Below are 22,329 nucleotides of genomic sequence, written 5' to 3'. Positions count from 1 at the left end.
CAGCGAACGAAACGGTTTCGTACACCACGACGATACCCGGGGACTCAGCGAAACGAAACCGTTTCGTACGTGGCCTGGGCCACAGCCGGAAGGCCCTGAGCCACAGCCGGAAGGAACGGTGGCCCGTACACGGGACGTACGTACGAGTTGCCGCGCCCCCTCGACGCGGAAAGCATGAGGAGGTGAGTGACGACCTCGCGTATCTGCGCTTCCCGCACCTCCACGGCGAGCTGCTGTGCTTCGCGGCCGAGGACGACCTCTGGGTCTCCCCCCTCGTCCCCGAGGGCGGCCGCCCCGGCCGCGCCTGGCGGATCACCGCCGACCGGACCCGGGTCGGCCATCCGCGCTTCTCCCCCGACGGGAGACACATCGCGTACACGAGCTGGCGCAGCCTCGACCCGGAGATCCACCTCGCGCCCGTCGACGGCGGGCCCTCCCGGCGGCTCACCTACTGGGGCTCCCTCGACACCCGGGTCTGCGGCTGGTCGCCCCCCGGCGAGGACGGGCGGTCCGACATCCTCGCCGTCTCCTCGCACGGCCAGCCCTTCTCGTACTTCTCCTGGGCCTACACCGTGCCCACCGACGGCTCCCCCGGCGGCCGGATGCCCTGGGGCCCGGTCCACGACATCGCCGTCGCCGACCTCGACGGACAGCGCCGCACGCTGCTGCTCACCGGGACCCCGCCGCACGAACCGGCCTCCTGGAAGCGCTACCGGGGCGGCGCCATGGGCCGGCTGTGGCTGCACGGCGAACGACTGCTCCCCGACCTCGAAGGCCATCTCGACACCCCCATGTTCGTCGCCGCGCCCGCCGCCGAGGGCGGGCAGCGGATCGCCTTCCTCTCCGACCACGAGGGCATCGGCAACCTCTACTCCTGCCTGCCCGACGGCACCGACCTGCGCCGCCACACCGACCACGACGAGTTCTACGCCCGCAACGCCTCCAGCGACGGCCGGCGCGTGGTCTACCAGTGCGCCGGCGAACTGTGGATCGTCGACGAACTCACCGCGACGTCCCGGCCGCGCCGCCTCGATGTCCGGCTCGGCGGACCGCGCACCGGCCGGCGCCCCTACCAGGTGCCCGCCTCCCACCACGTGGACGCCCTCTCCGTCGACGAGACCGGCCGGGCCAGCGCCGTCTCGGTGCGCGGCAGCCTCTACTGGCTCACCCACCGCGACGGCCCCGCCCGCACGATCGTCGACACCCCCGGCGTCCGCGTCCGGCTCCCCGAGATGCTGGGCAGCGGCGGCCAGGTCGCCTACGTCACCGACGCCGAGGGCGAGGACGCCATCGAGATCGCCTCCCTGCCCCGGGCCACCGGCGACCGCCCGCCCCGCCGACTCGCCTCCGGCCGACTGGGCCGCGTCGAGGAACTGGTCTCCGACCCCGACGGCGAACGCCTCGCCATCGCCTCCAGCGACGGCCGACTGCTCCTCATCACCGTCTCCGAGGACGAGGCCGCCGCCACGATCCCGGAGGAGCTGGAGGAGACCTCAGGGAGCGAGGGCACCTCCGGGGCGGAGGACGCCACCGGGGCCGAGGGGGACCCCGGGGTGCAGGGCGCCTCCCCGGGCGAGGGTGCCTCCCCGGGCGAGGGTGCCTCCGGGGCGGAGGACGCGGACGCCACCGGGGCCGAGGGCGCCACCAGGGCCGACGCCCGGACCGAGGGCACCTCCGGAGCGGAGGACGCCACCAGGGCCGACAGCACCTCCCGGGCCGAGAACGCCCCTCCGCCCCAGGATCCCGGCGAAGGCGTCGTGACGGAGCTGATCCGCTCCGTCAACGGCCCCGTCCGCGACCTCGCGTTCTCCCCCGACGGCGCCTGGCTGACCTGGTCCCACCCGGGCATCGGCCGCTCCCTGCGCTCCATCAAGATGGCCCGCATCTCCGGCCCCGGCGCCCCCACCATCGTGGACGTCACCAACGGCCGCTTCGAGGACGAGAGTCCGGTCTTCACCCGTGACGGCCGCTATCTCGCCTTCCTCTCCTGGCGCGGCTTCGACCCGGTGTACGACGTGCACACCGGCGACCTGTCCTTCCCGCTGGGCTGCCGCCCCTATCTCGTCCCGCTCTCCTCCGCGACCCCCTCTCCCTTCGCGCTCCTTCCCGACGGGCGGCCCGCGGCCGGCGGCATGGACCCCGTCGACGACGAGGCGGGCGCCGGCGACGGCACCGTGACCGTCGAGATCGAGGGCCTCGCCGACCGGGTCACCCCCTTCCCCGTGACCGCCTCCAAGTACTCCGGGCTGCAGCCGGTCGCCGGCGGCGGCCTCGTCTGGCTGCGCTGGCCGATCTCCGGCGCGCTCGGCGAGACCTTCGCCAACCCGTCCGACCCCTCGCCCCGGCCCACCCTGGAGCACTACAGCATCACCAAGGCGCGCAAGACCGAACTCGTCGACCACCTCGACTGGTTCGCGGTCAGCGGCGACGGCTCCCGGCTGGTCGTCGTCGACGAGGGCGAGCTGCGGGCCGTCCCCGCCACCGAGTCCGGCGACGGCGACAGCACCGTCTATCTGGACCTGCGGCGCATCGTGCACGAGGTCGACCCGGCCGCCGAGTGGCGGCAGGCCTTCGACGAGGCGGGCCGGATCGTCCGCGCCTACTTCTGGGAACCGGACATGGGCGGCGTCGACTGGACCGCCGTCCTCGACCAGTACCGGCCCCTGGTCGAACGGGTCGCCTCCCCCGACGAGTTCGCCGACCTGCTGCGCGAGGTCATGGGCGAGCTGGGCACCTCCCACGCCTATGTCACCCCCGCCCGCCGCAATGAGGGCCCCCCGCACTACCAGCGCCCCCAGGGCCTGCTCGGCGCGAACTTCGTGCCCCGGGACGGGCGGTGGGTGGTCAAGCGGATCCTGCCCGGCGACTCCTCCGACTCCAAGGCCCGCTCGCCGCTCGCCGGCACCGGCATCCGCGAGGGCGCGGTCCTCACCCATGTCGACGGCCGCCCCGTCGATCCCGTCGCCGGCCCCTATCCCCTCCTCGCCGGCACCGGCGGCACCACCGTCGAACTCACCTTCAGCCCCGCCGACGGCGGGGGCCCCGCCCGCCGGGTCGCCGTCGTGCCGCTGGTCGACGAACGGCCGCTGCGCTACCAGGACTGGGTGACCAAGCGCCGCGCCGTCGTGCGCGAGGTCAGCGGCGGACGCTGCGGCTACCTCCACATCCCCGACATGGGCGGCTCCGGCTGGGCCCAGTTCAACCGCGACCTGCGCATGGAGGTCTCCCGGCCGGCCCTCATCGTGGACGTCCGCGGCAACGCCGGCGGCCACATCAGCGAGCTGGTCATAGAGAAGCTCACCCGCAAGATCCTGGGCTGGGACCTCACCCGTAACGCCCAGCCCGTCAGCTACGCCTCCAATGCTCCGCGCGGCCCCGTCGTCGCCCTCGCCGACGAGGCCACCTCCTCCGACGGCGACATGATCACCGCCGCCTTCAAACTGCTCCGCCTGGGCCCCGTCGTCGGCCAGCGCACCTGGGGCGGGGTCGTCGGCATGACGGGCCGCCACCGGCTCGGCGACGGCACCCAGATCACCGTCCCGATGAACGCGGCCTGGTTCCCCGAATACGGCTGGTCCATCGAGAACCACGGCGTGGCACCGGACCTCGAAATCCTGCGCACCCCCCTCGACTGGGCCGAGGGCCGGCACGCCCAGCTCGACGACGCCGTCCACGTGGCCCTCGCCCTCCTGGAGGAGAACCCGGCCGCGAGCCCTCCCGGCTACGAGGCGGTGCCGGACCGCTCCCGGCCGAAACTGCCCCCGAGGTCCAACTCGTAGACCGTGCCCGGCTGGTCGCCGTCCAGCGTCACGCTCCCGACCGCACCGAAACCGACCCGGGCGAGCACGGCCCGGGACGGCTCGTTGTCGAGCGCGGCGCGGGCGGTCAGCCGGCGCAGCCCGTACTCCTCGGCGGCTCTGCGGCACACCTCCCGCACGCCGCGGGTGGCGAGCCCGCGCCCGGTCGCCTTCTCGGCGAGCCGGTAGCCGAGGTCGGCGGTCCCCTCCTCCTCATCGACGTCGACCAGGTTGAACCGGCCGAATATCTCCCCGTCCCGCCCCACCAGGACGTGGAAATGGATCTCACCCGCCTCCTGCGCCGCCAACAGCTCCTTGAGGAGGGCGTCGAACTCGGAGAAATACGCGTCTCCACGGTCGGGCACGGAGGCGGCGAAAAAGGCCCGGTTCTCCCGCTCGAAGGCGAGCAGGGCGGGCGCGTGATCGGATCGCAGTCGCTCGATGACGAGCTCGGTAACGGCCATGGGCATCACGGTACGTAACTTCCCCGTTCCGTGCCGCAGGTTATCCACAGCCGACCCGCCTGTGGAAAAAGTCGACTCCGACGAGGGTGCGGCAGACGACGCGAAGGCGCACCCGGCGTCCCGGGTGCGCCTTCCTACAGAACAGGCGTCAGGCTTTGAAGCCCTCGCTCAGACCTGGTAGTCCTGGCCCTGGCGGTCCTGGTCCTCCCGCTGGGCCCGGTCACGCCTCTCCTGGAGACGGTCCTTGGCCTGGGAGGCGCGCTCGGACGCCTCGTCCTTGGCGCTCCGCGCCTTGTCCTTGGCCTGCTGCGCCTTGTTCTGCATGTCGTCCTTGATGCCCATGAAGATTCACTCCTAGACGGGTGTGAGGGGAACGGGGCGGGTGTTCGCCCCTGGACCTCGTCCAGACTGACATGTCAGGACACTCTGCGCATTTCGATCACATACGGACGGTCACCGAGGGGCGTTGCGCTCCTGTTCGTCGGCCGCTCCGCCGGCGCCCACGAGCCCCTTGGAGACGGACCCGAGGCGCGGTTCGAAGCGCCTCATCTCGCGCTGCCCGACGGCGGCGATGATCCCCGGCAGATAGCCGCGCGTGGACTGCATCCCGCGCAGCCACCACTGGGCGTACACATGGGCGGAGCGCCGCTCGATGCCCGCGACGATCCGGTCGACGGCCGGGCCGAGCGGATACGTGCGGTTCGACGGCCAGGGCAGCCGGGAGCGCAGCTCGCGCATCACGTCGTCCTGGTCGGCGCCCCGCACCATGTCGGTGTCGGTCCAGGAGAGGTAGCCGACGCCGACCTTCACTCCCTTGTACGCGACCTCGGCGCGCAGGCTGTGCGCGAAGGCCTCCACGCCGGACTTGGAGGCGCAGTAGGCCGTCATCATCGGCGCCGGGGTGATCGCGGCGAGCGAGGCGATCTGCAGGAAGTACCCGCGGGACTCCATGAGGACGGGCAGGAACGCCCGGGCCGTCACGGCGCCGCCGATCAGGTTGACCTCGATGACCCGCCGCCAGGCGGCCGGGTCGGAGTCCACGAAGGGACCGCCGGCCGCGACACCGGCGTTGGCGACCACGATGTCGACCTTGCCGAATCGCTCCTTCACCTCGGCCGCGACCCTGGCCATCGCCTCGTGGTCGGTGACGTCGGCGTGCCACCAGTCGGCCTCGGTGTGCAGCCGGCCGGCGACCTCCTTCAGGAGTTCCGGTTCCAGGCCGACGAGCGCGATCTTCGCGCCGCGCGCGGAGAGTTTGCGTGCGAGGAGTTCACCGACACCGCGGGCTCCTCCGGTGACGACCGCCACCTGTCCTTCCAGGCTCACCCTGCTCATGCCCCTGCCTCCTCCTTCTCGGCGGCCTTCTGCTCCTGGGTGTTCCGCTCCTCGGCGTTCCGCTCCAAGGAGTTCTCCCTGGCGCCCAGGTAGGTGAGCGTCAGTTCGCGGATCTGCGCCGTGACGGCCTCCGGAGCCTCCACCGGCGTCATGTGCCCCATGCCGGCCAGTTCGACCAGGCCCGTGCAGTGCGGCAGCGCGGCCGCGAGCGCGCGCGAGTGGGCGGGCGGCGTGAGTCGGTCGGCGGTGCCCACGAGCACCGCCACGGGCATCCGCAACTCCCGTACGTCCGCCTCCACATCGAGCCCGGCGAGGACCCGCGACCAGCCGTGGCGGGCGCCGCGCGGGCAGGCGTGCACGATCCGGGCACAGGCGTCGACCCGGTCGGGCGCCGAACCGGGCCCCATCGTCGCGTACTTGAGGATCCTCTTCGACAACGGCGTCACCGGGCCGAGCGGCGCCTTCGCCCCCAGGATCGAGCGGGTCAGGCGGGTCCGCACCCGACCCGGCCCCAGCGGTACGACGAGGGCCTCGGCCGTGAGCCGCGAGGGCCCGGTCGAGCAGAGCAGGGCCGCGGCGGCGTGCTGCCGGACCCGCGGACGCCGGGCCGCGGCCATGATCGTCATGCCGCCCATGGAGTGTCCGGCGAGCACCGCCCGTTCGCCGGGGCCGAGGGTGGCTGCGAGCACGGCCTCCAGGTCGTCCGCGAGCGCGTCCGTCGAGTATCCGGCCACCCGGTCCAGCGGCTCCGGCGAACCGCCGTGGCCGCGCTGGTCGTAGGCGATGACCCGGTGGTCGACGGCGAGGGCCCTGATCTGCGCGTCCCAGAAGCGGATGGAGCAGGTCCAGCCATGGGCGAGGACGACGGCGGGGGCGCCCTCGGGCCCGTACACCTCGGCCCGGATCCGGGAGCCGTCGGCGGAGGTGACGGTCAGCTCGCGCGGGCTCACTGGACCGCCTCCTTCTTGCGGGCGGAGGCGGTGGTGGTGGCTCCGGCTTCGGATGGGGCTCCGGCCGCGGCTGCGTTTCCGGCCGGGGCTCCGGCCGCCGCTGGGGCGGTAGGGCTGCCGGCCGCCTCTGCGCCTTCGTCCCGCGGCTTTGCGGGCACGCGCAGCACCTCGTACTCGGACAGGTCGACGGTCCGCGTCTCCCGCCGGAACTCGGAGGTGGTGCCCGGCCACAGGGTGGTGTTGCGGCCGTTGGCGTCGAGGTACCAGCTCTCGCAGCCGCCCGCCTTCCACACGGTCCGCTCCATCCGGGACTGCACACGGCGGTTCCAGGCGCCGACGGCGGAGGGCCGGGCGGCCAGGGCGGCACGCCCGCCGAGGACGTCGAGCTGGCGCAGGTAGTCGGCCATGTAGTTCAGCTGGGACTCGATCATCAGGATCATCGAGGAGTTCCCGAGGCCGGTGTTGGGGCCGATGATCGTCATCCAGTTGGGGAAGCCGGCGGCGGTCGCGCCGCGCAGCGCCTCCATGCCGTCCTTCCAGTGCTCGGCGAGGGAGCGGCCGTCCGCGCCGATGACCCGCGGGGCGATCGGCATGTCCGTGACGTGGAATCCGGTGCCGAAGATGATCGCGTCGACCTCGGTCTCGGTCCCGTCGGCGGCGACCACGACGTTCCCCCGGACCTCCTTCAGACCGGAGGCCACGACGTCGACGTTGGGCTGGGCGAGCGCCGGATAGTACGTGTTGGAGAGCAGGATCCGCTTGCAGCCGAGGCGGTACGAGGGGGTCAGCCGGGCCCGCAGCGCCGGGTCCTTGATCGACCGGGCGATGTTCGCCTTGGCGAGCCGCTCGACCAGGCCGAGCTCGTTCGGCCGCTTGGTGAAGGCGCTGACCTGGAGCTCCCTGATGCCCCACAGGATGCCGCGGCGGGCGGTCGCGGTGAACGGGAGCTGCCGGTGCAGCCAGCGCTCGGGCCCGCTGATGGCCCGGTCGACGCGGGGCATGACCCACGGGGGCGTGCGCTGGAGGAGGGTGAGCCGGCCGACCTTCGGCTGGATGGACGGCACTATCTGGATGGCGGAGGCGCCGGTGCCGACCATGGCGACGCGCTTGCCGGTCAGGTCGTAGTCGTGGTCCCAGCGGGCGGAGTGGAAGACCTTGCCGGGGAAGTCGGCGAGTCCCGGGATGTCGGGGATCTTGGGGTCGGAGAGCGGCCCGGTGGCGGAGACGACGACGTCGGCGGAGAAGGAGCCGCCGCTCGTCTCGATCTCCCAGCGCAGCTCGTCCTCGTTCCAGGCCATCCTCGTGACCTCGTGGTTCAGCCGCAGGTGCGGCCGGATCCCGAAGGTGTCGGTGACGTGCTCCAGGTACGCGCGGATGTGCCGCTGGCCGGAGAAGGTGCGGGGCCAGTCGGGGTTGGGCGCGAAGGAGAAGGAGTAGAGGTGGGAGGGGACGTCGCAGGCGCAGCCGGGGTAGCTGTTGTCCCGCCAGGTGCCGCCCACGGAGTCGGCCCGTTCCAGGACGACGAAGTCGGTGATCCCCTCGCGGCGCAGCCGGACGGCGGCTCCCAGTCCGCCGAATCCCGATCCGATCACCGCCACCCGTACGTGCTCGTGCTTCGCCATGCCGCCTCCCGTGCGCCCGGCCAAGATTACGCCAGCAATCACTGGCACAATCGGGACTGTAGAGCAGCGGCATACCGAGCGGTAGGGGTAAGGCCAGGGAAAGTTACCGGCGGTACAACATAGGCTGGCGGGCGTGGCAGAACGATCAGGGGAACAGGCGAAACGGGCAGAACAGACGGGACGGGCGGGACAGGCCGAGCCTGCGGACACGGACGGGGCGACAGGGGCGGCCGGGGCGGCGGGGGTCACAGGACCTGGGGCCGAAGGCACGCCCGAGGCGGACGCCGGTTCGAGCGCCGACGCGGTCGGGAAGGCGGGCGCCGAGATGGGCGCCGGTTCGGGCGCCGGTTCGAGCGCCGACGCGGGCGCCGGGGCGCAGGGCGAGAGCGAAGGCGCCCCGCGTGAGTACCGCATGGCCGACCTCGCCGCCGCGGCCGGCATCACCGTACGCACGCTGCGCTTCTACCGCGAGCGCGGCCTGATCCCACCGCCCCGCAGGGAGGGCCGCATCGCCTGGTACGACGACCGCCACCTGGCCCGCCTGCGCACCATCGCCGCCCTGCTGGAACGCGGCCACACCCTGAACGGCATCGCCGACCTCACCACCGCCTTCGAGTCCGGACGGAACGTCGGCGAGGTCCTCGAACTCGGCGCCCCCACGGAAGAGGAACCGGTCCGCCTCACCCCTGAGGAGCTCGCCGACCACTTCGCCGGCGAGGTCACCCCCGAGAACCTCGCCGCCGCACTCGACCTCGGCTACCTCGCCACCGACGGCGAGGACATCGTCCACGTCAGCCGCCGCCTCCTCGACGTCTCCTCCGCCCTCGTCCGCGAGGGCGTCCCGCTGGCCGCCGTCCTGGAGGCGGGCGGCCGGGTCCGCGAGCACGCCGAGGCGCTCGCCGAGCTCTTCACCGAACTCCTCGGCACGTACGCCGACCCGCGGGACATCCAGCGGCTGCGCCCGCTGGCCAAGAGCGTGGTCGACGCGGAGCTCTCCCTCGCCCTGGACCGGCGGCTCCGCGAGAACCCGTGAAGCGATGAGCACCACCCGGGAGCCGGGAGCCCCGACGAGGCCGCTCGGGCCCGCTCCCACCGGGCCGCCGCGCCCGCTCCGACTCGCTCGCGCCGGGGGCGCGCCAGGGGCCGCACCCGCTCGCGCCGGGGGCGCGCAGGGGCCGTGCCCGCCGACTCGCTACAGCCCCGGGCCGAGCCCGTACACCGCGGTCACGGGCGCGTGGTCGCTCCAGCGTTCGGCGTGGGTGGCGGCCCGCTCGACGTACGCCTTGAGGGCCCTGGCGGCGAGCCCGGGCGTGGCGATCTGGTAGTCGATGCGCCAGCCGCTGTCGTTGTCGAAGGCGCGGCCGCGGTAGGACCACCAGGAGTAGGGGCCGTCCTGGTCGGGGTGGAGGGCGCGGACCACGTCCACGTATCCGCCGTCGCCCTCGGCGAGGACCCGGCTCAGCCACGCGCGCTCCTCGGGGAGGAAGCCGGCGTTCTTCTGGTTGGCCTTCCAGTTCTTGAGATCGGCCTCGCGGTGGGCGATGTTCCAGTCGCCGCAGACGACGACTTCGCGGCCGTCGGCGGCGGCGCGCTCCTTGAGTTCCTTCAGGTACGGCAGGAAGGCGTCCATGAAGCGGATCTTCTCGTCCTGCCGCTCGGTGCCGACCTCGCCCGAGGGCAGGTAGAGGCTGGCGACGGTGACGCCGGGCAGGTCGGCCTCGAGGTACCGGCCGCTGCCGTCGAACTCGGCGGAGCCGAAGCCGACGCGTACGGCGTCGGGCTCACGCCGCGTGTAGAGCGAGACGCCGGCGCGGCCCTTGGCGGCGGCGGGCGCGTGGGCGGTGAACCAGCCCTCGGGGGCACGGACGGCGTCCGGCAGCTGCGCCTCCTCGGCGCGTACCTCCTGGAGGCAGACCACGTCGGAGGAGGTCCCGGCCAGCCACTCGACAAAGCCCTTCTTGGCGGCGGCTCGGAGACCATTGACATTCACGGACGTCACAGTGAGCATCCCGGGAGAATACCGACACGGGCAATCGTACAGTTGTACGATGTTTCGCATGGATATTCGCCCCATGCCCTTCGACCACCCCGACGCGGTCAAGCTCAACGACGCCGTGCAGCTCGAATACGCCGAGCGATACGGGGACGAGGACGGCGACGGTGAGGGCGATCTCACACCCCTGGACGCCTCGATGTTCGTCCCGCCGCGGGGTCTCTACCTCATGGCGTACGACCCGCTGGGCCGCCCGGTCGCCACGGGCGGCTGGCGCACCCAGGACGCCAACGACGAGGGCTACTCCGACGGCGACGCCGAACTGAAGCGGATGTACGTGGTGCCCGAGGCCCGTGGTCTGGGCCTCGCCCGCCGGATCCTGGCCGCCCTGGAGGCCGACGCCCGCGCCGCGGGGCGCGTGCGCATGGTCCTGGAGACGGGCACGGCCCAGCCGGAGGCGATCGGCCTGTACACCTCCTGCGGCTACGAGCCCTGCGCCAAGTTCGGGTACTACCGCGAGTACCCGAACAGCCTCTGTTACGCGAAGGCGCTCTGAGCGGTCGCGGACCCCGCGACCGCCACGTCCCGCCGACGCGCCGGGGACGGACCGACCGGCCCCTCCCCCCACGTGTCTCGTGACGCGCTCCTGACAAATCCTTCCGGCTCTGGCACGCTGCCTCACGCACGTCGATCCGCACCGTTCTCGTTCCCCCACCTGCCCCCGGCAGAAGGAGACCTGCGTGAGACGCCATCGCATCGCCACAGCCGTCCTGTTGTCCGTCGGCGCCCTGTTCGCCGGCGCGCTGACGACCACCGGGACGGCCCAGGCGGCCGGTGACACCGGCCACTCGTTCTCCGCCTCCGCCCAGCGCGAGGCCGCGAACTTCTGGACGCCCGACCGCATGCGGTCGGCCACCCCCCTCGACCTGACGGCCCCACCCGGCGCCCTGCGCCAGGTCGCGCGCTCGGCCACCCCGACGACGATCGCCCCGACCGCCGCCCCGGCCGCTTCGGCGGCCGACGTCTCCCCGGCCGCCTTCCCGCAGGCGGGCGGCGCCTGGACGGCCGGCGGCGCGGTGGTGAAGACCTCGGGCCGCGTCTTCTTCACCTTCCAGGGCCGTACGGCCTCCTGCTCCGGCAACGCGGTCACCAGCCAGAACGCCAGCACGGTCATCACGGCCGGCCACTGCGTGAAGTACCAGGGCGCCTGGCACACCAACTGGGTCTTCGTCCCCGCGTACGACAACGGCAGTGCCCCGTACGGCCAGTGGACGGCGACGAAGACGCTCACCACCCCGCAGTGGGAGGCGAGCGAGGACATCAACTACGACATCGGCGCCGCGGTCGTCGCCCCGCTGAACGGCCGCACCCTCACCTCGGTCACCGGCGCCCAGGGCATCCAGTTCAACGGCGGCTACAACAAGGCGATGTACGCCTTCGGCTTCCCGGCGGCCTCGCCGTACGACGGCTCGAAGCTGATCTACTGTTCGGGGAACTCCTCCAAGGACTTCCTCCTCTCCCAGGACCACGGCCTCGCCTGCAACATGACCGGCGGCTCCAGCGGCGGCCCCTGGTTCACCTCCTTCAGCGAGGCGACGGGCACGGGCCTCCAGGTCTCGGTGAACAGCTTCGGCTACACCTTCCTGCCCAACCGCATGTTCGGCCCGTACTTCGGCACGGACGCCCAGAACCTCTACAACAAGGCGCAGGTGTCCTGACACCTCCACCGCGACGGGCCGGCGGCCGCCCGGGTCACCGGCCCATCGCCAGGATGTCCCGCCACACGTCGTACCGCACCACCTCGTCGACGTAGTTGCCCTTGCTGCCCCGCGCCTTCCGCAGCGCTCCGTACCGCTCGACGAGTTCGCAGGCCCTTCGGACGGTGACCGCCGGCAGTCGATCGCGGATCGTGCCGTACCAGTCGAAGGTCGACTTCGCCTGGTGCAGCTGGTCCAGCGGGAAGACGTCGTGGCAGGCCAGCCAGCAGATCAGGTCCGGCGCGTACCGGATGAGGTGCCCGGGGCCCTGTTTCCGCGAGGACGGCAGATCGGCGAGGACCTCGTGGACGCGCCGCCACGCCTCCACCGCCCGCTTCACCCCGAGCGGGATCATGCGCTCGTGGAAGACGCTCAGGTAGAGCGGGGAACCGATCTGCCCCCAGAAGCTCTCCAGCCCCTCCTCTGTGCACGCCAGATGGACCGCGTCCGGCGCCGGACTGTCCGCGAGGCAGGCGAGTGCGCGGGTGACGACCGGCATCGTGAACAGGTCTCCGTGCGGTCCGACGACGACCCCGCGCCGAGGTTCGAAGGAGCCCATCCCCTCCCAGTCGGCCGCCATGAGCCGGGCGATGTTCGGGCACCGCACCAGACCGTCCTGTGCCTTGGGCGCGTTCACCAGAGCGCCGGCCTCGTCGTGCAGACGGCGCGCGGTCTCGCGGCCCGGACCTGTGTGGATCTCCACGCGAACGGTCGATCGCGCGAGGTGTTCGCGCCCGCGCTCGGCCATCGTCCGGGCGATGATCACCGCCCGCTGGAAGCCGTCGACGCACTCCACCCCGAACAGCTGAAGCGCCATGCCGAACGAGCGAGTCGCCGCGGTGTCGGCGGACACCTGCACGGCATCCGCTCCGAGCACGACGCAGCCCACCGCCCCGAACTCCTCCGGCGTCCACCGGAGCATGTCTCCCAGGCGTCTGTTGACCGGCGTGTCACCGAGAAACGCACGGCGCGCCCCGAGCCGGCGAGCGGCGTCGGGCCCCTCGGCGAGCAGTGCGAGATCCGCCGCGGAGACGTCCACCGCCCATGTGTTCGGCGGTGACTGCGTCCAGCGACGTGGTGTCAGCGTGAGCGACGGTGCCAGCTGAAAGGGCCACAGAGCGGACGAGGATTCATCGGTCATGTACCGCTAACTCCTGCGGACGCGACGGAGGCACGGTCCCGGACGGGGAGCATCGCAAGGCTTCCCGAAAGCACGAGATCCCGCCCGATCTTTCGATCGGACGGGATCTCGTGTGTCTGTGGACCTGTGGGGATTTGAACCCCAGACCCCCTCGATGCGAACGAGGTGCGCTACCAGACTGCGCCACAGGCCCTTGCGACGTGTGAAACATTAGCATCCCCACCGGCGAAGTTGGAAATCCGCTCCCTCGCAGGTCAGCCGGGGGCCGTCGCGGGCCCCCGCCCGGGTCACTCGTTGGCCGCGCGGGGGCGGTCGTCGTCCGCGTACTGGTCGAAGAGCGGGGTGCGGCCGTGGTCGCGGCGGGTGCGGGGCGGGGTGGTGCGCTGGCGGGGGGCCGGGGTGGGCGGAGGGGTCGGGTCGGCGGCCGTGGAGGAGCGGGCCGAGCTCCAGGTCTCCGGGTCCGTGATGTCCACGCCGCCCGAGGCGCGCGGGGCGACCGGGGCGGTGACGTACGTGGGGAGCGGGACCGGGACCGGGTCCCAGCTGTCGCCGCGGGCCGGGCCGCGGTCGCGCTGCTGGTCCACCCACTCGGCGTGGTCCGTCTGCTCCACCAGGGCACGGCGGTCCGCCTCCTGCGGGGAGACGGTCGCCGAGGGCGTCGGGGCCGGGGCGGCGGACTCCGGTTCGGCGGCCGGGGCGGGGCGGCGGCTCTCGCGCAGCCGGGCCGCGGCCGCCTCGGCGTTGCGGCGGTCCATCACGTAGACGAAGCGCCGCCGCTCCTGGACGCGGAGGTAGACGATGTACGAGCTCAGGAGCACGGCCGGCACCGCCGGGGCCCACAGGAAGGCCAGGCCGCCGACGGCCGCGACGACGGCGCCGACGGTGAAGGCGAGGAAGAGGATCACGGTGGTGCGCCGGCGCCGGGCGAGGACCTTGCCTCTGCGCGCCCGTTCGGCCGCCGCGCTGGATCCGCGCCGCGCGGGGGCGGGCGCCGGGGCGGGGGCCGCCGGGGCCGGTTCGGGGATCTCCAGGCGGGCTTCCGTCCTGGCCGCGGGCGCGCAGAAGTCCCGGACGTCGACCGAGCTCAGATGCTCCGTCTCCGCGTCCGGGTCCACGTCGGGCGCCGCGCCGTCCACCGCCCGGCCCCGGTCCCTGAGCTCCTTGGCGTAACGGCGCTCCATGCCCGCCCGTCCGGACAGCAGCCGGATGGCGGTGCTGAAGCGTTCCGTCGGACGGGCCTCGTTCAGCTCGTCCTGCCTGCGGAGCCACATCGGCACCAAGTAGGCGGCCCAGGCCCCGACGATGACTGCGTAGATGAGGCCGCTGCTGCTCACGCCTCACACGGTAGAGGGGTTCGGGTGAGGGCATCGGCCAATTGGCCCGGTGTGTCGCACGATCTGGCTGATATCACTGAACTTTTTTGTGATTGTTCCGATCGATTGGCGCTCAACTGCCGATTAAATTCGAACACTTATTGGAATAAGCCCTCAGGTGGCGGGGTGCTGGCGCCGCGCCTGGTGCCAGCGGCGCACCAGCCCCTCCGGCACCTCCTCCGCCGTCAGCGCGAAGACCAGGTGGTCACGCCAGGCGCCGTCGATGTGGAGGTACCGGGGCCGCAGCCCTTCCTCCCGGAATCCCAATTTCTCCACCACTCGCCGCGAAGGGCCGTTCTCCGGGCGAATACAGACTTCCATCCGGTGCAGCCCGACGTTACGGAAACAGTGGTCGACCGCGAGCGCGACGGCCGTCGGCATCACGCCCCGCCCGGCCACCTCGCTGTCCACCCAATAGCCCACGTGGCCCGAGCACATCGAGCCCCAGGTGATCCCCGCCACCGTCAACTGCCCGACCAGACGCCCCTGGTACTCGATCACGAACGGCAGCATCCGGCCCGCGTTCGCCTCCGCCCGCAAGTGGCGCACCATCTGACGGTACGTGGGGCGCTGCGCCACCGGGCCGCCGGGCGCGGGCGGCGGCACCGTCGCCTCCCACGGCCGCAGCCACTCGCGGTTACGCCGGTTCACCTCGCGCCAGGCCCGGTGGTCACGCATCTTTATCGGGCGGAGCAGCACATCGCCGTCCACCAGGACCACGGGCCAGGACGGGATCATGACTCCGGGCCCGCTTCCGACACGGGTCTGGGGTGATCACCGCCGCGGATCTGGTCGACGGCGTGCCGCAGCAGCGGCTCGAGCACCGCGAGCCCGTCGCGCACCCCGCCCGTCGAACCGGGCAGGTTCACGATCAGGGTGCCCCGCGCGACCCCGGCCAGACCGCGCGAGAGCGCCGCCGTGGGCACCTTCTCCCGGCCGTACGCGCGGATCGCCTCCGGGATGCCGGGGATCTCCCGGTCCAGGACGCGCCGGGTGACCTCGGGGGTCTCGTCGGTGGGCGAGATGCCCGTACCACCGGTGGTGACGATCACGTCGTAGCCCGCCGCGACCCCGGCCCGCAGCGCCGCCTCGACCGGCGCCCCGTCCGGGACGACCTGCGGGCCGTCCACGGCGAAGCCCATGCCCCGCAGCGCCTCGGCGATCAGCGGGCCGCCCTTGTCCTCGTAGACGCCGGCCGCGGCCCGGTTGGAGGCGGTGACGACCAGGGCGCTGTAGGGGGCGTTTCCGGCACGCTCGGGCGCCGGGGCGTGCGCCTCCCGGGCCCCGTGCGCGTGCTCCTCCTGCTCGTGCCCGCCGTGCTCGTGGGCCCCGGCCACCTTGCCCGCGCGCGTCACGACTCGCTCCGCGTCCAGTGGCCGGACTTGCCGCCGGTCTTCTCCTCCACCCGTACGTCGGAGATGACCGCGCCCTTGTCGACCGCCTTCACCATGTCCACGACGGTCAGCGCCGCCACCGACACCGCCGTCAGGGCCTCCATCTCCACGCCCGTACGGTCCGTGGTCTTCACCGTGGCCAGGATCTCCACCGCGTCGTCCGCGACCGTCAGGTCGAGGGTGACGCCGGAGACGGCCAGCGGGTGGCAGAGCGGGATCAGGTCCGGGGTCTTCTTCGCGCCCATGATCCCGGCGATACGGGCCGTGGCGAGGGCGTCACCCTTCGGCACGCCCTCGCCGCGCAGCAGCTCGATCACGCGCGGCGAGACCAGGACGCGTCCGCTGGCCCGCGCGGTGCGGGCCGTGACGTCCTTGCCGGAGACGTCGACCATGCGGGCCGCCCCCGCCTCGTCGATGTGGGTGAGTCCTTGCTGCGTGCTCATGGCGGTGACACTCCCGGTCGCTGTGTGGGACGACACCGTACCCCCACCATGGCGCGCTCAGCCGAGGAGGACCACTTCGAGCTCCGTGCCGGGCTCGACCGCGGTCACCTCCTCCGGCACGACCAGCAGCGCGTCCGCGTGGGCGAGGGCCGCGATCAGGTGGGAGCCGGAGCCGCCCACAGGGGTGACGGTGCCCGATTCGGCGTCGTACGTCCCGCGCAGGAACTGGCGCCGGCCGTCCGGCGAGGACAGCGGCCGGTCCGCCGTGAGCACGGCGCGGACCCGGGGCCGCCGGTCGTCGGGCCGGTCGGCGAGGCCCATCAGGGCGCGGATCGCGGGGCGCACGAAGAGCTCGAAGGACACATAGGAGGAGACGGGGTTGCCCGGGAGGGCGAGCAGCGGGGTGTGGTCCGGGCCGATCATGCCGAAGCCCTGCGGCTTGCCCGGCTGCATGGCCAGCTTGCGGAAGTCGACCTCGCCGTCCGCCGTCAGTGCCTCCTTGACCACGTCGTACGCCCCGACGCTGACGCCGCCCGTCGTGACGATCAGGTCGGCGCGGATCAGCTGGTCGTCGATGGCGGCGCGCAGCGACTCCGCGTCGTCGGCGACGGCCGGGACCCGGTAGGCGATGGCTCCGGCGTCGCGGGCGGCGGCGGCGAGGGCGAAGCTGTTGGAGTCGTAGATCCGGCCCTCGGTCAGGGGCTCGCCGGGCTGGGTGAGTTCGCTGCCGGTGGAGATCACGACTACCCGCGGGCGGGGGCGCACCCGCACGGTGCCGCGGCCGATCGCCGCGAGCAGGCCGATCTGCGGCGGTCCGAGGAGCGTGCCGGCCGCGAGGGCCAGCTCGCCGGCGCTGACGTCGCTGCCACGCGCGCGGACGTGGGCGCGGGCCTCGGCGGCGCGGTGGACGCGGACCTCGCCGGCCGCGCCCTCGGGTGCGGCACTGGCGGGGCGCATGGCGCCGGCCGCGCCCTCGCCCGTACCGCCGTCGGTCCATTCGACGGGGACGACGGCCTCGGCGCCGGGTGGCAGCGGGGCGCCGGTCATGATGCGGGCGGCCTGGCCGGGGCCGACCTCGGGCAGTCCGCCGGCGCCCGCGGCCACGTCGCCGATCACGGTCAGGACGGCGGGGAACTCCTCGCTCGCCCCGGCCACGTCGGCGACCCGCACCGCGTACCCGTCCATGGAGCTGTTGTCGAAGGGCGGCAGCGCGACCGGCACCGTGACGTCCTCGACGAGGACGCAGCCCTGGGCGTCGGGCAGCTGGAGCTCGATGGGTTCGAGCGGGGCGACCGCCGCCAGGATGTCGTCGAGGTGCTCGTCGACGGACCACAGGCCGCGGGCCGGGCCCGCGCAGGGGTCGCCGGGCCCCTCGCCGGAGTGGCCGTGGTCCGACGGTGCCGTACCGCTGCTGCTCAAGGTGCTACATCCCCTCGCTGACATAACTGCGGAGCCAGGTCCGGAAGTCCGGCCCCAGGTCTTCACGTTCGCACGCCAGTCTGACAATGGCACGCAGATAGTCGCCACGGTCTCCGGTGTCATAGCGGCGGCCCTGGAAGACGACGCCGTGGACGGGCCCGCCGGCCCGCTCGTCCTGGACGAGCTTCTGCAGGGCGTCGGTCAGCTGGATCTCGCCGCCGCGGCCCGGCTCGGTCTCCCGCAGTATGGCGAAGACGGCCGGGTCGAGGACGTAGCGGCCGATGATGGCGAGGTTGCTGGGCGCCTCGGCCGGCTCCGGCTTCTCCACCAGGCCGGTCACCTTCACCACGTCCGGCTCGGTGGTCGGGCCGACGGCGGCGCAGCCGTAGAGGTGGATCTGGGTGGGCTCGACCTCCATGAGCGCGATCACGCTGCCGCCGAATCGTTCACGCACCTCGACCATGCGGGCGAGCAGCGGGTCGCGCGGGTCGATCAGGTCGTCGCCGAGCAGCACCGCGAACGGCTGGTCGCCGACGTGCGGGGCGGCACACAGCACGGCGTGACCGAGGCCGCGCGGGGCGCCTTGGCGCACGTAGTGCATGGTGGCGAGGTCGTTGGACTCCTGGACCTTGGCGAGGCGTTCCTCGTCGCCCTTGCGGCTCAGTGCCTCCTCCAGCTCGTAGTTCCGGTCGAAGTGGTCCTCGAGCGGTCGCTTGTTGCGGCCGGTGATCATCAGGACGTCGGAGAGCCCGGCCGCGACGGCCTCCTCCACGACGTACTGGATCGCCGGCTTGTCCACGACCGGCAGCATCTCCTTCGGCGTCGCCTTCGTGGCCGGGAGGAACCGGGTGCCGAGGCCGGCCGCGGGGATGACAGCCTTGGTGAGGGACGGCGTCTGAGTCATGCGGAGCACCCTAGCCGTTCGGTATGGGAAGGAATACGGGGAAAGCTGTGGGTTGGCCGGGGATGCCCTCGGCTTCTCCGCCTCCTCCGGCTTCCTCCGGACTCCTTCCGGTCTCGTACCGCTCCCGCCCGAAAGCAGAGGAATCCGAGCCGCTGTGACTGTCCATGAGCGTGAGGAATCGTCCGAGAAGGCCCTGTTGCGCCGTGCCCTGCTGACCGCCCGAGCCGCGATGACGGGCGAGGACACCGAGCGTGCCGCGCGGCTCCTCGCGGACCACGCGCTGGAGCTCGCCGAGCTGGCGGACGCGGGGACGGTGGCCGCGTACGTCTCGGTGGGGCGTGAACCGGGCACGCGCGCGCTGCTCGACACGCTGCGCGCGCGGGGCGTACGGGTCCTGCTGCCGGTGCTCCTGCCCGACAACGACCTCGACTGGGCGGAGTACGAGGGCGCCGGGTCCCTCGCCAAGGCGGGCCGCGGGCTGCTCGAACCGGTCGGGGCGCGGCTCGGGCCCGAGGCCGTCGTCGGGGCGGACGCGGTGCTGCTGCCGGGGCTCGCGGTCGACGGGCGCGGGATGCGGCTCGGCCGGGGCGGCGGCTCGTACGACCGGGTCCTCGCCCGGCTCTCCCGGGCGGGCGCCGATCCGGCGCTTGTGGTGCTCCTGTACGCGAACGAGGTGGTCGCGCGGGTCCCGGAGGAACCGCACGACCACCCCGTGCACGCGGTGGTGACCCCGGAGGGGGTCTTGCGCTTCGAGCGCTGAGGGCTTGTCGCGCCGTGGGACCGGCGCCTGAGGCCGGGCGCCGAGGGGCCGGCTGTCAGGGACCGGCGCCGAGGGGCGTCGGCGTCGAGCGCCGGCGCCGAGGTCTCCACGGCTTACGGCTGGAGGGTCAGGGTCTCCCGGGTGGCGGCCTCCACGGCGGCCTTTCCGTAGGCCCAGTCCAGCAGCTCGCCCTTCGCCCACAGCTCCGTCTGGTCGGTGTAGTGGCTGTGGAAGGCGTGGCCGGAGGCGCCGCTGAGGTTGATCCAGCGGGACCTGTCCCAGTCGCCGACGTTGACGACCATCCGCATCGACGGCACCCAGATCACCTCGTAGCCGCCGGCCGCGTTCCAGCCGGTCGCGTTGACCGCGGCCTCGCCGCCGCCCAGGTTCCACGGGCCGCGGTTGAGCAGCGACTGGACGAAGCCGGGGCCGGCGGTGCCGAGGGTCTGGTTCTCCAGGGTCAGCTGGTGCAGCCGGCCCCAGCTCCAGGTGGAGACGTCCTTGCCGAGCTTGGCCGTCAGCTCCCAGCGGGCGTCCTTCATGGCCTGGGCGAGCAGCTGGTCACGGGTCTCCGTGGGGGCGTTGAGCCGGTCGCCCGGCGTCTTCCACCACTCGCTCTTCTCCTGCTTGAGCAGCGGCCGGACCACCTCGTACCAGCGGTCGCCGCCGTCCGGCTGCGCGGATTCGGGGGCACGCTCGCCGCACTCGCGGACGGGCTTGTTCTGCTCGTCGACGGGGGCGGTGGAGTCGGCCAGGCGGACGGTGATGCACTCGCCCTTGACGCGCAGTTCCTTGGGCAGCTTCTCGCCGAAGGCGAGCTTGAGGACGTTGCGCCAGACGGCGTTGAAGTACGCGGCGGCGGCCGAGTCGGGCTCCTGGGTGTAGTCCCAGCCTTCCAGCAGCTTCTGCGCCTCGCGGACCTGCGGGTCGGCGATGTCGATCTTCAGCAGGAGGGGGTTGAGGAGGGTCGCGATCTCGCTGCGGTTGTCCATCTGCATGGTCCGCATGTCGTCGGGCGAGATCTTGCCGCCGTCCTTGGTCTTCGACTCGATGAGGTCGTTGATGCGCTGGCTGCGCGAGCCGTAGCCCCAGTCCCGGGTGAGCAGGTGGGGGTACTTCTTCTCGTCGATGACGGCCTGGTTGGCGGTGACGATGTAGCCGCGGTCCGGGTTGTACTCGTAGGGCAGCTCGTCGAAGGGGATGTAGTCCTTCCAGTCGTACGAGGAGTCCCAGCCGGGCGCGGGCAGGGTGCCGTCGTAGCCCTTGGCCTTGGTGCGGACGGGGATCTTGCCGGGTGCCTGGTAGCCGATGTTGCCCGCGGTGTCGGCGTAGATCAGGTTCTGCGAGGGGACCTCGAAGTTCTTGGCGGCGGCCCGGAAGCTCTTGAAGTCCTTGGCGCGGTTGAGTTCGAAGACGGCGTCCATCGACTTGCCGGGCTGCAGGGCGGTCCAGCGCAGGGAGACGCCGTAGCCGGTGCCGCGGTCGGGGGCGGCGTTGCCGACGGGGGCCTTCTGGCCGACCTTCTCCAGCTCGGTGGACCGGTCGGAGAGCAGCGGTCCGTGTTCGGTGGCGCGGATGGTGATGGTGCGGCTTCCGCCGCCGGCGATCTTGATGATCTCGTCGCGGGTCGTGAACGGCTTGACCTTGCCGTCGACGACGTAGCCCCCGGTGCCGATCTTCTCCAGGTAGAGGTCGGTGACGTCGGCGCCGAGGTTGGTGAACCCCCAGGCGATGGTGTCGTTGTGGCCGATGATCACGCCGGGCGTGCCGGCGAAGGTGTAGCCGGCGACGTCGTAGCGGCAGGTGGCCGAGACGGTGCGGCAGTGCAGGCCCATCTGGTACCAGAGGGACGGCAGCGCCGGGGCGAGGTGCGGGTCGTTGGCGAGCAGCGGCTTGCCGGAGGTCGTGTACTTGCCGGAGACGACCCAGGAGTTCGAGCCGATGCCGTTGCCGTTGGGGCCGAGGAGGGCCGGGATCTCGTCGAGGGTGTCGGAGAGGGCGGCGAGCTGGGACTGGACGCCCTGGGCGGAGTCGCCGCCGCCGGTGGTGTCGTCGCTGTCCTGGGCCTCGGTCGCGGGGTCGAACTTGCCGGTGATCTTGTCGACGGCGCCCTTGCCGACGATCGGCTGGTGCAGTTCGTACGGGTAGCCGGGGTAGAGGTCCTTGATCTGGGCGGAGGTCAGCCGGCTGGTCATCAGCGAGCGGTCGATCTCGTCCTGCATGTTGCCGCGCAGGTCCCAGGCCATGGCCTTGAGCCAGGCCACGGAGTCCACCGGGGTCCAGGGCTCGATGGTGTAGTCGTTGGAGAAGGCCAGGGCCGCGTACTCGACGGAGATGTCGGACGGGTCCCGGTCCTTGAGATAGGCGTTGACACCCTCGGCGTATGCCTGGAGGTTCTTCTTGGTCTCCGCCGACAGGACCTTGTCGTACTCCTGCTGCGCGACGCGGCGCCAGCCCAGCGTGCGCAGGAAGGCGTCGGTGCCCACCTGGCTCTTGCCGAACATCTCGGAGAGGCGGCCGGCCGTCATGTGGCGGCGGACGTCCATCTCGTAGAAGCGGTCCTGCGCCTGGACGTAGCCCTGGGCGCGGAAGAGGTCGGCCTCGTTGTCGGCGTAGATCTGTGGAACGCCGTAGGCGTCGCGTTTGACCTCGACCGGGCCGGAGAGCGCGTCGATCCGGATCGTCCCCGTGGTCTGCGGGAACGAGCCGCGGACGGTGCTGACGCCCCAGTACGCCCCGTATCCGACGCCCGCGACCAGAGCGAGGACCAGGACGAGGACGATCAGGCGGGCACGCCGCCCCTTCTTCTTGGCGGGGGGCGCGGTCGTGTTGGAGGGCATCGCTGTCCTTCGAGGGGCAGGGTGGTCCTGGAGTACGGGAGCAACCTTAGGCGCAGCGTCCCGAGGGCCCGGACGCGGTGTCAGGAAGAGACCCGTACTTATACGCACTGGCGTGCGGCGGGACACCAAGGAGGCGT

The 22,329-nt window shown here is 72.4% G+C and carries 19 protein-coding genes and 1 tRNA gene; 5 read left to right on the top strand and 15 right to left on the bottom strand.

Annotated elements, in window-relative coordinates:
• The first annotated feature begins 182 nt into the window (after positions 1-182).
• Positions 183-3,779, top strand: coding sequence for a S41 family peptidase (locus ABTZ91_RS21605; RefSeq protein ID WP_352078811.1), 3,597 nt, complete (start codon positions 183-185; stop codon positions 3,777-3,779).
• Here ABTZ91_RS21605 and ABTZ91_RS21600 read toward each other — a convergent pair.
• The 5 genes from ABTZ91_RS21600 to ABTZ91_RS21580 form a co-directional block, all read right to left on the bottom strand.
• On the bottom strand, positions 3,722-4,261 hold the full coding sequence (locus ABTZ91_RS21600; RefSeq protein WP_352078810.1) for a GNAT family N-acetyltransferase: 540 nt from the start codon (positions 4,259-4,261) through the stop codon (positions 3,722-3,724). The genes ABTZ91_RS21605 and ABTZ91_RS21600 overlap by 58 nt on opposite strands.
• Positions 4,262-4,429: 168 nt before the next feature.
• The gene (locus tag ABTZ91_RS21595; protein WP_352078809.1) at positions 4,430-4,603 is read right to left on the bottom strand and encodes a hypothetical protein; all 174 of its coding nucleotides are present in this window, start codon (positions 4,601-4,603) and stop codon (positions 4,430-4,432) included.
• Positions 4,604-4,714: 111 nt separating this feature from the next.
• Positions 4,715-5,596, bottom strand: a complete 882-nt coding sequence (locus ABTZ91_RS21590; RefSeq protein WP_352078808.1) for an SDR family oxidoreductase — start codon at positions 5,594-5,596, stop codon at positions 4,715-4,717.
• On the bottom strand, positions 5,593-6,546 hold the full coding sequence (locus ABTZ91_RS21585) for an alpha/beta hydrolase (RefSeq protein WP_352078807.1): 954 nt from the start codon (positions 6,544-6,546) through the stop codon (positions 5,593-5,595). Before ABTZ91_RS21585 ends, ABTZ91_RS21590 begins: the two co-directional genes overlap by 4 nt.
• Entirely contained in the window at positions 6,543-8,168 is a 1,626-nt protein-coding gene (locus tag ABTZ91_RS21580) for an NAD(P)/FAD-dependent oxidoreductase (protein ID WP_352078806.1), read from the bottom strand. Before ABTZ91_RS21580 ends, ABTZ91_RS21585 begins: the two co-directional genes overlap by 4 nt.
• Before the next feature lie 412 nt (positions 8,169-8,580).
• Here ABTZ91_RS21580 and ABTZ91_RS21575 point away from each other — a divergent pair, with 412 nt between their 5' ends.
• Complete coding sequence (locus ABTZ91_RS21575) at positions 8,581-9,201, top strand: MerR family transcriptional regulator (protein WP_352078927.1); 621 nt, start codon at positions 8,581-8,583, stop codon at positions 9,199-9,201.
• 159 nt (positions 9,202-9,360) lie between these two features.
• Here the strand turns inward: ABTZ91_RS21575 and ABTZ91_RS21570 are convergent, their stop codons facing one another.
• On the bottom strand, positions 9,361-10,176 hold the full coding sequence (locus tag ABTZ91_RS21570) for an exodeoxyribonuclease III (protein WP_352078805.1): 816 nt from the start codon (positions 10,174-10,176) through the stop codon (positions 9,361-9,363).
• Positions 10,177-10,225: 49 nt separating this feature from the next.
• Between ABTZ91_RS21570 and ABTZ91_RS21565 the strand changes: the two genes are divergently transcribed.
• Together ABTZ91_RS21565 and ABTZ91_RS21560 are read left to right on the top strand one after the other, a co-directional pair.
• Positions 10,226-10,717 carry a GNAT family N-acetyltransferase gene (locus ABTZ91_RS21565; RefSeq protein WP_352078804.1) on the top strand — a complete coding sequence of 164 codons (492 nt, stop codon included), beginning with the start codon at positions 10,226-10,228 and terminating at the stop codon, positions 10,715-10,717.
• 184 nt (positions 10,718-10,901) lie between these two features.
• The gene (locus ABTZ91_RS21560) at positions 10,902-11,879 is read left to right on the top strand and encodes a peptidase (RefSeq protein ID WP_352078803.1); all 978 of its coding nucleotides are present in this window, start codon (positions 10,902-10,904) and stop codon (positions 11,877-11,879) included.
• Between the two features lie 34 nt (positions 11,880-11,913).
• Here the strand turns inward: ABTZ91_RS21560 and ABTZ91_RS21555 are convergent, their stop codons facing one another.
• The 8 genes from ABTZ91_RS21555 to galU form a co-directional block, all read right to left on the bottom strand.
• A complete protein-coding gene (locus ABTZ91_RS21555; protein ID WP_352078802.1) occupies positions 11,914-12,840 on the bottom strand; it encodes a hypothetical protein in 927 nt (308 codons plus the stop codon).
• Between the two features lie 338 nt (positions 12,841-13,178).
• Positions 13,179-13,252: transfer RNA gene (locus ABTZ91_RS21550), tRNA-Ala, on the bottom strand.
• Positions 13,253-13,346: 94 nt separating this feature from the next.
• Positions 13,347-14,393 carry a gephyrin-like molybdotransferase receptor GlpR gene (glpR, locus tag ABTZ91_RS21545; RefSeq protein WP_352078801.1) on the bottom strand — a complete coding sequence of 349 codons (1,047 nt, stop codon included), beginning with the start codon at positions 14,391-14,393 and terminating at the stop codon, positions 13,347-13,349.
• Positions 14,394-14,546: 153 nt separating this feature from the next.
• Entirely contained in the window at positions 14,547-15,170 is a 624-nt protein-coding gene (locus ABTZ91_RS21540) for a GNAT family protein (RefSeq protein ID WP_352078800.1), read from the bottom strand.
• On the bottom strand, positions 15,167-15,787 hold the full coding sequence (locus ABTZ91_RS21535) for a molybdenum cofactor biosynthesis protein B (RefSeq protein ID WP_407078003.1): 621 nt from the start codon (positions 15,785-15,787) through the stop codon (positions 15,167-15,169). The genes ABTZ91_RS21540 and ABTZ91_RS21535 overlap by 4 nt, the downstream gene beginning before the upstream one ends.
• Positions 15,784-16,269 (bottom strand): cyclic pyranopterin monophosphate synthase MoaC, encoded by a 486-nt coding sequence (moaC, locus tag ABTZ91_RS21530; protein WP_352078799.1) that lies wholly within the window; start codon positions 16,267-16,269, stop codon positions 15,784-15,786. Before moaC ends, ABTZ91_RS21535 begins: the two co-directional genes overlap by 4 nt.
• 57 nt (positions 16,270-16,326) lie before the next feature.
• On the bottom strand, positions 16,327-17,712 hold the full coding sequence (gene glp, locus ABTZ91_RS21525) for a gephyrin-like molybdotransferase Glp (RefSeq protein WP_407078002.1): 1,386 nt from the start codon (positions 17,710-17,712) through the stop codon (positions 16,327-16,329).
• The gene (gene galU, locus ABTZ91_RS21520; protein WP_352078798.1) at positions 17,693-18,592 is read right to left on the bottom strand and encodes a UTP--glucose-1-phosphate uridylyltransferase GalU; all 900 of its coding nucleotides are present in this window, start codon (positions 18,590-18,592) and stop codon (positions 17,693-17,695) included. The genes glp and galU overlap by 20 nt, the downstream gene beginning before the upstream one ends.
• Positions 18,593-18,746: 154 nt before the next feature.
• Between galU and ABTZ91_RS21515 the strand changes: the two genes are divergently transcribed.
• Positions 18,747-19,352: a 5-formyltetrahydrofolate cyclo-ligase gene (locus ABTZ91_RS21515; protein ID WP_352078797.1), complete on the top strand. Its 606-nt coding sequence runs from the start codon at positions 18,747-18,749 to the stop codon at positions 19,350-19,352.
• 113 nt (positions 19,353-19,465) lie between these two features.
• Here ABTZ91_RS21515 and ABTZ91_RS21510 read toward each other — a convergent pair whose 3' ends face one another.
• The gene (locus tag ABTZ91_RS21510; protein WP_352078796.1) at positions 19,466-22,192 is read right to left on the bottom strand and encodes a penicillin acylase family protein; all 2,727 of its coding nucleotides are present in this window, start codon (positions 22,190-22,192) and stop codon (positions 19,466-19,468) included.
• Positions 22,193-22,329: the final 137 nt, after the last annotated feature.

The organism is Streptomyces sp. NPDC126499, from assembly GCF_040302485.1.
In the GTDB taxonomy this organism is placed as follows: domain Bacteria; phylum Actinomycetota; class Actinomycetes; order Streptomycetales; family Streptomycetaceae; genus Streptomyces.
This window is presented reverse-complemented; position numbering and strand designations above follow the sequence as displayed.